This window comes from Anabaena sp. 54 (assembly GCF_017355725.1).
Classification (GTDB): Bacteria; Cyanobacteriota; Cyanobacteriia; order Cyanobacteriales; family Nostocaceae; genus Dolichospermum; species Dolichospermum heterosporum.
Genome location: NZ_JAAVWA010000015.1, coordinates 86,687 through 99,325, shown reverse-complemented (window position 1 = coordinate 99,325; position 12,639 = coordinate 86,687). Strand labels below are relative to the sequence as shown.

Annotated in this window: 9 protein-coding genes and 2 pseudogenes; 3 read left to right on the top strand and 8 right to left on the bottom strand. The window is 38.8% G+C overall.

All coding sequences use genetic code 11. The annotated features are described in order from the left end of the window. Nucleotides 1–103: 103 nt before the first annotated feature. Together HEQ36_RS15130 and HEQ36_RS15125 are read left to right on the top strand one after the other, a co-directional pair. On the top strand, nt 104–1,615 hold the full coding sequence (locus HEQ36_RS15130; RefSeq protein ID WP_039202249.1) for an AAA family ATPase: 1,512 nt from the start codon (nt 104–106) through the stop codon (nt 1,613–1,615). A gap of 128 nt (nt 1,616–1,743) precedes the next feature. Continuing rightward, nucleotides 1,744–2,217, top strand: coding sequence for an SH3 domain-containing protein (locus tag HEQ36_RS15125; protein WP_168634742.1), 474 nt, complete (start codon nt 1,744–1,746; stop codon nt 2,215–2,217). Nucleotides 2,218–2,477: 260 nt separating this feature from the next. Here HEQ36_RS15125 and hppD read toward each other — a convergent pair whose 3' ends face one another. The 7 genes and pseudogenes from hppD to HEQ36_RS15090 form a co-directional block, all read right to left on the bottom strand. Further along, nucleotides 2,478–3,539, bottom strand: coding sequence for a 4-hydroxyphenylpyruvate dioxygenase (hppD, locus tag HEQ36_RS15120; RefSeq protein WP_199924314.1), 1,062 nt, complete (start codon nt 3,537–3,539; stop codon nt 2,478–2,480). 333 nt (nt 3,540–3,872) lie between these two features. Then, a complete protein-coding gene (locus tag HEQ36_RS15115) occupies nt 3,873–4,583 on the bottom strand; it encodes an SDR family oxidoreductase (protein WP_174763426.1) in 711 nt (236 codons plus the stop codon). Between the two features lie 314 nt (nt 4,584–4,897). Then, complete coding sequence (locus tag HEQ36_RS15110; protein WP_168634741.1) at nt 4,898–6,247, bottom strand: NYN domain-containing protein; 1,350 nt, start codon at nt 6,245–6,247, stop codon at nt 4,898–4,900. A gap of 68 nt (nt 6,248–6,315) precedes the next feature. After that, nucleotides 6,316–7,167, bottom strand: a pseudogene (xseA, locus tag HEQ36_RS15105) (exodeoxyribonuclease VII large subunit); the annotation flags it as partial. Between the two features lie 38 nt (nt 7,168–7,205). Continuing rightward, nucleotides 7,206–8,375: an 8-amino-7-oxononanoate synthase gene (gene bioF, locus HEQ36_RS15100; RefSeq protein ID WP_168634740.1), complete on the bottom strand. Its 1,170-nt coding sequence runs from the start codon at nt 8,373–8,375 to the stop codon at nt 7,206–7,208. 6 nt (nt 8,376–8,381) lie between these two features. Then, entirely contained in the window at nt 8,382–9,023 is a 642-nt protein-coding gene (ruvA, locus tag HEQ36_RS15095) for a Holliday junction branch migration protein RuvA (protein WP_168634739.1), read from the bottom strand. Beyond that, nucleotides 9,020–9,370 (bottom strand): annotated as a pseudogene (locus HEQ36_RS15090) (HAD-IIB family hydrolase); the annotation flags it as partial. The gene ruvA and the pseudogene HEQ36_RS15090, both read right to left, overlap by 4 nt. 47 nt (nt 9,371–9,417) lie before the next feature. On the opposite strand from HEQ36_RS15090, the gene HEQ36_RS15085 reads away from it, so the two are divergent. Next, nucleotides 9,418–10,194, top strand: coding sequence for a sucrose-phosphate phosphatase (locus tag HEQ36_RS15085; RefSeq protein ID WP_168634738.1), 777 nt, complete (start codon nt 9,418–9,420; stop codon nt 10,192–10,194). Nucleotides 10,195–10,241: 47 nt separating this feature from the next. Here the strand turns inward: HEQ36_RS15085 and HEQ36_RS15080 are convergent, their stop codons facing one another. After that, nucleotides 10,242–12,638, bottom strand: a complete 2,397-nt coding sequence (locus HEQ36_RS15080; protein WP_168634737.1) for a WD40 repeat domain-containing protein — start codon at nt 12,636–12,638, stop codon at nt 10,242–10,244. Nucleotide 12,639 lies beyond the last annotated feature (1 nt).

Here is a 12,639-nt window from a genome sequence, read left to right as displayed (position 1 = left end):
GTAAGTCTGCATTGATTATCAATGGGGGGTGTACAATCGGATATGGTATTATACTAAACCTTATTGATTTTGATAATGCGGCTTTAGCCATACTTGTTATTTTATGAATTTTCGTGATGAGTTTAAATTGTTACTCCGCGCCCGTTATCCGTTGATTTATATTCCTACTTATGAGGAGGAACGGGTAGAGGCGGCGATTCGGGAAGAGGCGACAAATCAAGGTAATCGTCCGGTGTATACTTGGGATTTTGTGGATGGTTATCAGGGTAGTCCGAATGATGTGGGGTTTGGTAAACGCAACCCGTTACAGGCTTTGGAGTTTGTGGAAAAGTTGACTGCTACTGCCCCAGCGGTGTTGATTTTACGAGATTATCATAGATTTTTGGATGATGTGGCGATCGCTCGCAAACTCCGTAATTTAGCCCGACTCCTGAAATCCCAACCGAAAAATATTGTCCTATTATCCCCTCGCGTTGCTATTCCTGATGATTTAACGGAAGTGCTGACGGTGGTTGAGTTTCCTTTACCTAACGCCCCGGAAATCAAAACGGAGGTGGAACGGTTGTTACAAGCCACTGGAAATCCGCCTGTTGGCAAGTTTTTGGATGATTTGGTGCGTTCTTGTCAAGGGTTGTCTATGGAAAGAATCCGCCGGGTATTGGCGCGAGGAATCGCCACTCATGGACAATTAGAACCAGAAGATGTAGATTTAGTTTTGGCAGAAAAGCGGCAAACTATCCGCCAAACTCAAATTCTTGATTTTTACCCCGCCACTGAGGAAATTACTGATATTGGTGGTTTGGATAATTTGAAGGATTGGTTAATTCGGCGTGGGGGTTCGTTTAGCGAAAAAGCCCGACAATATGGTTTACCTCATCCTCGTGGGTTAATGTTGGTGGGAATTCAGGGAACTGGTAAGTCTTTAACTGCCAAGGCGATCGCTCACCATTGGCATTTACCTCTGTTACGATTAGACGTAGGGCGGCTATTTGGCGGTTTGGTGGGTGAGTCAGAATCCCGCACCCGGCAAATGATTCAAGTCGCAGAAGCGCTCGCTCCCTGTATACTCTGGATTGATGAAATTGATAAGGCTTTTTCTGGTTTGGGTAGCAAAGGTGATGCGGGAACTACAAGCCGAGTATTTGGGACTTTTATCAATTGGTTAGCGGAAAAAACTTCCCCTGTCTTTGTCGTAGCTACTGCTAACGATATTCAGGCTTTACCACCGGAAATGTTACGAAAAGGGCGATTTGATGAAATTTTCTTTGTCGGTTTACCCAGCCAAGAAGAAAGAAAAGCCATTTTCAATGTGCATTTATCCCGATTGCGTCCCCATAATTTGAACAGCTATGAAATCGAAAGATTAGCCTACGAAACTCCCGATTTTTCCGGTGCAGAAATTGAACAAACGTTAATTGAAGCCATGCACATTGGCTTTAGTCAAAACCGTGATTTCACCACTGATGATATTTTAGAGGCTGCCAGTCAAATTATCCCCTTAGCGCGAACCGCTGTGGAACAAATTCAAAAACTCCAAGAATGGGCAGCCGCCGGCAGGGCGCGTCTAGCATCTAAATATAGTCCCTTAAGCGATCGCATTCAACGTCAATTATAGGAGTCAGGAGGTAGGGGCGCGGGGCCCGCGCCCTTTATCAGAAGTAAGAAAAGAAAGAAGGAAGAAGGAAGAAGAAAAAAACTAACCAATTACCAATTACCAATTACCAATTACCAATTCCCTACTATATGCTTACAAACTTACTTAAAGTTATACTCGGTTTTGTTTTAGCGATCGCAGTTTTATTAGGTACTGGCTTAACAGTTGCCCTCTATTTTGTTAACCGTACTGCTGTAACTCCTCCCAAGCCAATGTATCCTAATGATAATCCTTCTTTTCAAGCCAAAAAGCCCAAAGCCATTGCCAAATCCCCACCTAAAAAACTAGCTACTCCCAACCCCACATCTAGCCCTACACCCACACCCACAGAATCACCCAAACCACTACCACCAGATGCCTACGAAGGAACTGTCACTTGGGCAGATGGGTTAAGTATGCGGTCTGAACCAGACACAAATTCTTCCACTACTGGTGGAGTTGGTGGTAATAAAAAAGTAATTATTTTAGAAGAAAGCGCCGATAAAAAATGGCAAAAAATCCGCATTCCTGATACCGATAAAGAAGGTTGGGTAAAAGCAGGTAATATTCAGCGTTCCCAGTAAGTAGCGATATCTTTAATTTCTTCTATTAACCTCCTTGTAACGCTATGGACTTGAATGAAAGTATGAATTTGTTTCACGCAGAGACGCAGAGGCGCAAAGAATAAGAGTGTGAAAAAGGGAATTTTTGATTTTCATACCACCATTATCCAATGTCCGTAAAGCCTGTAGGGGCGCAGGGCCTGCGCCCTAAATTATATTGCATAAACCGTGATTACTGCTATAACCTAATTTTGGATTTTAAATATGCAATTAAAAATCTCCTAACCCCTAACAAAACCGCGTTTAATTTGTTCCCGTTCAATCGCTTGAAATAAAGCCAGAAAATTACCTTCCCCAAAACCTTGGGCAAGAGAACGACGTTCAATAAACTCAAAGAAAAAAGTTGGTTTCAAAAAAATTGGTTGACTAAAAATTTGCAATAATAACTGCCCTGGTTGAGAATCTTCATGCCAGTCTACCAGAATTTCTTGGTCAGATATGGCTTGCAATTCTTCAGTTGACAGAGAAAACTTATATCGTTGTTGGAGTTGGAAATAGTAATTTTGAGGAACAGAAAGAAAAGATAAACCAGCAGCCCGAAACCGAGAAATTGCATCAACAAGATCAGGTATTAATAAAGCAATATGTTGAATACCTGCACCTCTGTTCACCTCCAAAAATTCCTGAATTTGCGAACTAGGTGAAGCCGGTTCATTAATTGGTAATTGAATATTGCCATTAGGAGAAATCATTACCTGACTATGCAAACCGGAACGATCAGTTTTGATATTAAAACTTTGTTGAGGTTGAAAATCAAATATTTTCTCATACCAATTAACAGCAATTGCCAACTCACCCACACCCACATTTAAAACTAAATGATCAATAGCAGTAATGAAATGACGGGAAATATTGTCAACCTCTGCTATTTTTGCCTTTTCCCTACTAATTAACGTATGATTTAAACCACCCCAAGCAGCAATTTTAGCATACTGACAAAATCCAGCATCTTGAACAGGTTGGAGAATCCTTGCCCCATTGCTTATAGCCCTTGCTATCACATCTTCCACATCATCAACTACAAAGGCTATATCAGCCACACCAGGAGGATGTTCACGTAAAAACTCAGCCACCGGACTAGTCGGTAAAATTGCAGAAGAAAGTAAGAAGTAGACAGATCCACTTTTCACCACTTCTGTACAAGTATGTAACGATTTTGGATGATGAAAAAACCTGGGAAAAATACCATCATTCACTGCTTGAAAACCAAGACAATATACAAACCAATCTCGCCACCTTTGGGCATCTTCGACATAAAAGTGAACGTGATCAATTTGCAGCATAATTTCTTTTAAATCCAGTATTTACAAAAACAGGGAACAGGAAGGATGAGGGAACAGATAAGAAACACTCATTCGCACCAGTTTAAATCTCAGTCAAAGAAAGATATTTTTAAAGCTGTGTAGCCCGAAAAAAACAGTGTCATTATTGCCATCTCATGTTTATAAACATGAGTTCTTTCTGTTCCCTGTTGCCCCTTCCCTGTTACCTCTGAATATCACCTTTATAGCGTTTCCCAGTCTAATGAAGTACACACCAATTTATTCACTGTTCCCTACCTAAAACGAAAAAACTTTGTACCTGACTAGCATGAGAATTGCTATATCTATCACATACTAGAAAAACAAATGACTCTCAGGTTGAATATTAATTTCCATAGGTATAGCCTGTGGTTCAGCCGATAAAGCATAAAAAATAGCATTTGCCGCAGTCTCACAACTCAGCATTTTACTCCGATCTACTTTTAAATTTACCTTATCCCAAAAAGAAGAATCTATCCCTCCAAAGTAAAAAAGTGTCATTTTCACCCCAAAACGTTTCAGTTCTTCCGCTATACATTTACTAAAACCCACCACACCGAACTTAGACGCAGAATAAGCCGCAGCCATAGGCATTGAATGTTTACCAAGAATACCGACAACATTACAAATATGACCAGATTTGCGTTTTTGCATCTCCTTCGCTGCTGCTTGAGTCGTGTAAAAACAGCCTTTTAAATTTAGATCCAGCATTGCCTCTAAATCTGCCGATTCAATGTTATTGTAGGCTTTGAGAATCCCCGCTCCGGCTGCATTTACCAGGACATCAATTTGTCCAAACTGGGATATTGTTGCTTGGATTAACGCTTCCACCTGTTGAGGTTGAGTAATATCGGTGGGAACTGTCAGCACATCTGCTGATAATCCATTTGCTAATGCAGCTAAACTTTCCCTGTCTCTAGCCGCAAGTACCAACCGCGCACCAGTGGAGGACAACTTACGAGTTAAAGTAGCACCAATACCACCAGTAGCACCGACAATGACAATAACTTTATCTTGTAACATCATCATATTTACATTTCTTTACAGACTATATTTATAGTACAGTCTATCTCGGTATTCTGGGTTTAACCAGAAGAAGGAGTCAGAAAGAGGGAATAAGGAAAAAAGAATTATTAAGAGTTCTCCAATTAAAAAAGTATCCCAAAATTTCTTGTGGTGCGGGTGGAAAAGCCCGCTAATAATACAAGGACGGGCAAGATGCCCATCCCACAAGATTGGATAGCGAGGCGCTGCTGCAAGCAGTTCATCTTTTTTGTGGAGTTCTCTAACCTATCTCGGTATTCTATGTTTCATCATCCCAATCAAATAAATCAGACAAATCATAGTTCAGATTTTTTCACACCCACCTCCCATCTTTTACCTAGCTGCTGAATTTGCAAAGAATTACAAGAATGTAAAAACTTCACAAAACTACCACCAATCTGCAATTGTTTTATTTGTTCCGTAATCGGTTGACCATATTGCTGATAAAACTTACTACCCAAAATACTAATATCCACAAATTGCTGATTATCTAATTTACTTAAAGCTGTCAAAATATTTTTAATCGCCTGTTCTAAATCTGCGGCAGAATTAATAGCAGGTAATCCGCTTGATATTGTAGCTTTTACATTAGCTTGACTATCTTCTGATTGGATTTGTTGATGTTCAAAGATTGTGACATATAATTCAGATTTCTCATCAATTTGATGAATGACAATCTCAGATGGATAGTTAATAAATACATCTTTGGCTTTTTTACCAGGAAAATGATGAGCAATAATTTGACTAATAGTTAATTGATGTTTGCTTTTAAATAATTTAGACAGAATCGAAAGTTTCACCCAATAACTAGCAGTTTGCTTTTGTTGTAATTTAATCAAGCCCTTGATTTGAAAAATAAACTGCTCTATAGAAGGTATTTCTGGCGCAGGTTTCAGAGAATAATTAACAGTTTCACTGGTTGTACTATTAAATACCTTAATATTTTCTCCATGTTGACTAACTTGATAAACTAATATCCCATTTTGCTGTAACGTATTACATAAGTTGGTCATTACCTTATCTGAGGAACAAACAAACACTTCCTTAACATTAGGATAGCGCTCATGAATAGAAGAACCCACCGCAATCATTTTACCATCAGCATTATCTCTACCAGCAGGAACATGAATTAAATCATAGCCACGTTCATGTAATTCTACATCCAACTTTCCGCGATTTGACCAATTAGCAAAAGCAATTTTAACTTGTACAGGAGAATGACAAATTGTAGTTAAAAACTTTTCTGTATTCGTGTTCAGTTGTAAGTTTTCTGCATCTAAAAGCAAAATAGTTATATTTACAGATTGTCGTTGAAGTAAATGATTAGCATTTACATCAATATTTTCGGAATTTAACTGCTCAATATCAGATATTAAATCTAATATTATTTGTGAATCAAAAGCTGCGGGAACAAGCACTGCTTTAAGTGATGATTGCAGTTTTTGTAATAATTCGTCCCAGCTTTGAGTTTGGCTGAGTATAGCTCTAAATTTTGCACTTAGAGCCGATTTATTTGTAGATATTTGCCAGTTAATAGTCCGATATTTTGCAATCAGTAATTCTGGTTGCTGTTGTTGAATGGCAATAATTGATTGACAAATCTCGACGGAAATTTTTTGTAGTAAGGCAGAATCATGATAGGACATAGCTTACATCATACAGTAGAGCATCCTGGGCATAAAGTCTGAAGTCTGAAAATATACTTTTCCAGAATTTAACTTTCAGTAACTTCTATAACTTTAACTGTTACCTTACCTTGTGCCAACTGAATCACTAAATTTTCTCCTATAGTTAATTCTGATACAGAATGAGGAATTACACCATTTTCTGTTATCACTACTGCGTAACCACGCTGTAATACAGATTGAGGGTCAATGCTGGCCAATTTTTGACGTAACATTTCTAAGTGTTGATTGGCTTGTTGTAATTTTCCCGTTGTTACTTGTAATAATTGCCGCTGTTTCCAAGATAACTTGTCTCTTTCCTGTTCTACTTGTCTATCTAACCGCAATTGACGCAACCGATGTTTTAATCCTTGAAGTTGCTTTTCCCTAACTGCTAATGATGAATTGACGGCTGTACACAAGCCGATAATTCGCTGTTGGTGTTGAATTTGTAAATCAGACAGTGACGGGACAACTGTTTCCGCTGCGGCTGTTGGTGTATGTACCCATGAATCAGCAACTAAATCTGTTAAGGATTCATCCCTTTGGTGTCCAATTCCTGTTATTACTGGTATTGGACAATTAGCAACAGCCATAACGACTCTTTCATCATTAAAACAAGCTAGTTCTTCAACAGCACCACCACCTCTCGATAAAATTAATACTTCTGCACGACCATCTTTTTTGACCCGTTCAATGGCTTTTACGATGGATGCTGGTGCTTGTTCACCTTGTACTGTTGCGGGAGAAAATAAGATGTGTAAGCCGGGATATCTATGTTTAAGGGTTTTTTGAATATCACCCCAAGCGGCTGCTGTTGGGGACGTAATAACGGCGATAATTTGCGGATGTGGGGGAATGTATTTCTTTCTTTCTGTATCAAATAGTCCCTCAGCCTGTAAGCTTTGCTCCTTTGCGACTTTGCGCGAAATAATTGTCATTACCCTTCTATGCGTTTAATCACTTCTACCAATTTCTGAAGATGTCCTAACTCATGGGTAGCCATTACAGATATTCTAATCCGGCTGGTGCTAACTGTGGGGGGACGAATGGCTGGCGCAAAAATTCCTGATTCTCGCAAATGCTTTCCGGCTGTTAATGCGGCTGCTGCATTAGATAATTGAAAACATAATATTGGTGATTCTGTGGGGAATAATTTTAAGTTAGGTAAATTTTCTGTAATTAATTGTTTTAAATAATTGACATTTTGCCAAAGTTGCGATCGCCTTTCCGGTTCTTCTCGCACTATCTTAATAGCAGCTATTGCTGCTGCTGTGTCTGCGGGAGAAAGGGCTGTAGTATAAATCCAACTGGGGGCGCGATTGCGTAAAAAGTCAATTAGAGAGCCACTTCCAGCAACATATCCGCCTAAACTTCCCAAAGCTTTACTTAATGTACCAATTTGAATTAATTCTCTGCCTGTACACCCAAAATGTTCTACACAGCCAGCGCCAGTTTTTCCCATCACTCCCGTAGCATGAGCTTCATCGAGCAGTAGCATACTACTAAATTCTTCAGCTAAATCTAGCAGTTGGGGTAATGGACATAAATCACCATCCATGCTAAAGACGCTATCGGTAATAATTAAACAGCGGCGAAAATTTTTCCTGTGTTCCCATAACTTTTCTTGCAGTACTGCAGTACCACCGTGCGGATATTCCATGACAGTTGCACCGCTGAGAATTGCCCCTTTTTTTAAGCTGGAATGGTTATATTGATCAGATAAAATTAAGTCTCTTTTGCCGACTATGGCGGCGATTGTCCCTAAATTTGCCAAGTAACCAGAACTAAATACTAATGCGTCTTCGGTTTGCTTAGTAGATGCTATTCCCTGTTCTAATTCTCTATGTATTTCTCGATGCCCACTGAGTAATCTAGAACCTGTACTACCAGTGCCGAATTGTTGAATAGCAGTAATGGCGGCTATTTTTAAGCGTTCATCTCCTGCTAGTCCTAAGTAATCATTACTGGCAAAGTTAATAACCTCTTGCCCAGATAATACCACAGTTGCACCGGGTTGGCTGTGAATCGGTTGCACGGACCGATACCAGTCAGCCCGATGAATAGTGGCTAAAGATTCATTTATCCAAGCATAAGGATTATTATTCATGATGAATTATGAACACTCTACTTCACTACTGCTAAGATAAGCGATCGCTTGTCTAATCCAATCCTCCACATAGGCATTTTTGGGTAAACCAATATCTTCGCTAACTACGTGTAGGGCGTTACTAACCTCACGGGCAGTATATCCCAAGGCGAAAAGAGTCATTTGCACTTCTTCTAAAATTCCTGGTGCAGGTCCGCCTGTAGCCACAAAGAAGCCCGCTGATTTTCGCCATTCGATCAGTTTACTCTTGAGTTCTAAACAGATGCGTTCAGCGGTTTTCTTGCCCACTCCAGGAGCTTGAATGAGCATTTGGACGTTAGCGGCGACAATGGCTTGGACTAACTCTGGTAATTCCATTGTATCCAAGAGAGCGATCGCTAATGCTGCACCAATACCGCTAACACTGAGCAAATGGCGAAATAAATCCCGTTCGGAAGGAGAAGAAAAACCGTAAAGCATGGGTACTTCTTCCCGAATCTGGTAATGGGTAAAGATTTGGATCACATCCCCAGTTGAGGTTAACTGGTTAGCCAGACGTTGGGGAATTTGTAAATCGTAACCTGTGCCATTGACTTCTAAGGTCAAGATGACGCGATTAGGAGTAATGGCTTGGACACCGGCGACAATACCTTTAAGATAGCTAATCATTCTAGAAAACCAAAATATTTTAAACCTTCCATAATCCCAGCAGCACAACGGTTTTGGGCGAGGTAACGGTAGTCCGCAGGATGCTGATGATACCATTGGAGTAACTCTGGACGAGCATTCCCGACAATGATTCCCCGTTCCTGACCGACAGCGAATAAAGCTATATCATTACCTGAATCACCACAAACAACAGTCTGCTCGGCTGCAAATTTCCACTTCTGTCGTAAAAACTGCATTGCTTGACCTTTATCGCTGGTATGGGGTAAAATGTCAAGGTCAATTTCACTACTATAAATTAACTTTACATTTAGTTGAGTTTTTTGCAACTCGGTTTCAAGTTGTGGTATAGTCAGGCGAATTTGGTTTGAAAACGACTATATATAAGGAGTATACTGTGACTCAATTTCTTTTTATTACCGATCTTGATCACACTCTCGTGGGTGATGATCAAGCAATGGAAGGACTGAATCGCAAATTAGAACTATATCGTCAGCAACACAATACAAAAATTGTTTACTCTACTGGGCGATCGCTATATCTGTATCAGCAACTAGAACAACAACAAAATCACAAACAAATAGCACTTTTACAGCCAAATATACTCATTTGCGCCGTAGGTACAGAAATTTACTCTTATAATCATCAAGATCAATTGATTATTAATAATCAGTGGTCAGAGAATCTATCTGAAGATTGGGATAGAGAATTAGTTGTAAAAATAGCTGCCAATTTTACTCAATTAAAACCACAGCCGGAAAGTGAGCAAAGACCTTTTAAAGTTAGCTATTTTCTCCAAGAAAAAACTGCTCTACAAATAGTATCAGACTTAGAAAAAGCCTTACTCCAACAAACTTTAGATATTCAAGTTATTTATAGTGATAACAAAGACCTAGACATCCTACCACGTAAAGCCAACAAAGGTATGGCCATGACCTTTGTCCGCGAATATTTAGAAATAGAACCAGCCAAAACCGTTGCGTGTGGGGACTCTGGTAATGATATTGCCCTCTTTGCCAATAGAAAAGAAAAAGGTATTATTGTCGCCAATGCTAAACAAGAATTACTAGATTGGCACAACGAAAACCCAAACGAAAATCGTTACTTAGCAAAAGCTGAGTTTGCGGCAGGAATTGAAGAAGGTTTACGGCATTTTGGATTTTTGGGAGAATAAAACTTAATAGTTTAGTTCCGTTTTTTTGATTCAACTAGCTTATTTGTTTAATCCCTTGAAGCTCCTAATTCTTTTAAAGCAGATATTTGGGCATCATCTAAATTTTTAACTCCAGAAATATTCATATCCTGGTACGGTTTACCAAGTTCTATGGTGTGAATACTAGTATTAATTTTACTAATCTTCTTATTCTTCTTATTCTTCTTATTCTCTTTATTCTTTTCATCTTTATCTACCTCTACATCCCAAAACCTGATAGTCTGGTCTTGTCCACAACTAATCAGCCTTTTGCCATCAGGAGTAAATACTACAGATTCTACAGCGCGTTTATGTCCTTTAAGTGTCTTGAGACGTTTTGGGTTTTTATCATCACTAATATCCCATAGTGTAATAATGCAATTATGCCCAGCACTAGCAACAATTGGTTTTGTGGGGTGACACGCAACAGAAAGTATTCTTTGATATTCGTCCCAAGTGTGAATACATTTTTTAGAAGTAACATCCCATAATTTGAGTTTTTTATCAAAACCTCCACTAATCAATAGCTTGCTATCGAAAATAAAAGCAATGCTATGAACTTGGTCTTGATGATACTCTGCTGATGATCCCAGAACAGTCGGCTCTATCTCATTAGCTGGTTTTAACTCCTGGTTATTGTCTAAAATTTCTATCAGCCTAATAGTTTTATCCCGACTACTACTAGCTAAGTAACGACCATCTGGACTAAAAGCTAGGGATAACACTCGGTCAATGTGACTCGTCAATTTTTTGTGATCTTTTACTTCTACATCATTGGAATCATTTAAATTCTTGCAATCCCATAAAATAACCTTATTATCATTCCCCGCACTAGCCAAAATATTTTTTTTAGGATGAAAAGCTACACATCGAACGCGTTTAGTATGTGTTATGTTAAGTGGGTGTGTTTCATGTGATGTATCGTCCGCCAAAGGCTTAATAAGATGCCATTCTTGTTGATTTAACTGCCACAGACCAATAGTCTTATCTTCACTACCACTAGCTAGAAGTGTTCCATCGTAGTTGAAAGCTACTGACCAAACCCAATCAGTATGTTCGGAAAGGGTGTGAATAGGAATATGTGTGCGCTCATTGTAATTCCAAATATAGATTTTATTATCTTCGCATCCACAAGCGAAAATTGGTTCATTATCTTTACTAGAAAATACCACCACCGACCAGACGCGATTAGCATATCCTCTCAAATTATCTTGACAGTTCCATTTTTTTTGGTCTTTATTCCAATCCCAGAGTTTGACAGTGCGTCCATCACCACCGCTTATTAAAAATCGAGGTTTATCAGTGTTAGGACTAAATGCAATGCTTCTGATCAAATGTGTATGACCATTTTGGTCTTGGTTTTCTGAAAGAGAATTATCCAATGTGCTAATCAGTTTCCATTTGTCTCCAGTTAAATCAAACAGTAGAATTTTATGCTCACTATTATCAGGTTGATTCTTACAAATACATCCAATTGCAAGAATACTCCCATCGCAACTAAATGCTAGTGTACGTATTTCACTAATATATTTTGTATATTCATAGTCTTTTTCAGATCCGTTTTCAATATAGACTAGCTGGAATTGTAAGTCTTGTTTATTGTTAGTATCGAAAATTTTCAATTTTCCATCTTCAGATCCAGTGGCTATAATTTGTTTTGTTGCATTAAACGCAATACAACGTATTAATTTTTCATGCCTCTTACGTTCTTGGTAGAATATTTGAGGGTTACGTGTACTTAAATCCCAACCAATAAAATCTCCCTCTTGGCTACAACTATAAAGAGTTCTGTCATCAATAAAAGTCATACAATACACATTACTGATGGGCAAACGTATTGTATCTTTCTCTTTAATTTTGTAGAAAGTTATTGCATTTCCATCTCCTCCAAATGCCAGAATATTGCTTTCAGGATCAAGGCTAAAGGCTACTGATAATACACGTCCTGTTTCACGCCATGAGTTGGTTTCCTTAAAATTGAGTTTGCCTGAAGCAAGGTTTTCAATCTCGAACAACTTAACGCTACCATCTTCTGCTGCTAATGCAAATCGTTGAGAATTTGTCCCTGAACTAAAAGCCACTGACCAAATCTGATTTCCTGCTCCCTTTTCAAAAAAACACAGAGCCAAGTTTTCTGTATTATGTACTCGAATTAATCCATGAGCATCGCCTGTAGCAAAATAATTACCATCAGCATTAAAAGCAATGGAGTGAATACATCCTAAAGGTTGAGTAAAAATACAGTTCTTCAGGTCAGAGTCATTAAAATCCACCCCTGTTAAGATAGCGTCTCGGAAGTCAACACCCCAAATATCTATTTCTGATAGATCCCAGTATTGAAAATCTTTTTCCGAGTATAATTGCAACAATAAGTTGAGAATATTTCCTGCTGTATAGTTGTTTTTCAGAAATTTATGTTTTTCCATA

What these genes read in the sequence shown, in the direction of transcription:
- HEQ36_RS15115 (WP_174763426.1), bottom strand. Translation starts at nt 4,583, where the DNA reads ATGATGTTACAAGATAAAGTTATTGTCATTGTCGGTGCTACTGGTGGT.
- bioF (WP_168634740.1), bottom strand. Translation starts at nt 8,375, where the DNA reads ATGAATAATAATCCTTATGCTTGGATAAATGAATCTTTAGCCACTATT.
- hppD (WP_199924314.1), bottom strand. Translation starts at nt 3,539, where the DNA reads ATGCTGCAAATTGATCACGTTCACTTTTATGTCGAAGATGCCCAAAGG.
- HEQ36_RS15110 (WP_168634741.1), bottom strand. Translation starts at nt 6,247, where the DNA reads ATGTCCTATCATGATTCTGCCTTACTACAAAAAATTTCCGTCGAGATT.
- HEQ36_RS15125 (WP_168634742.1), top strand. Translation starts at nt 1,744, where the DNA reads ATGCTTACAAACTTACTTAAAGTTATACTCGGTTTTGTTTTAGCGATC.
- ruvA (WP_168634739.1), bottom strand. Translation starts at nt 9,023, where the DNA reads ATGATTAGCTATCTTAAAGGTATTGTCGCCGGTGTCCAAGCCATTACT.
- HEQ36_RS15080 (WP_168634737.1), bottom strand. Translation starts at nt 12,638, where the DNA reads ATGGAAAAACATAAATTTCTGAAAAACAACTATACAGCAGGAAATATT.
- HEQ36_RS15130 (WP_039202249.1), top strand. Translation starts at nt 104, where the DNA reads ATGAATTTTCGTGATGAGTTTAAATTGTTACTCCGCGCCCGTTATCCG.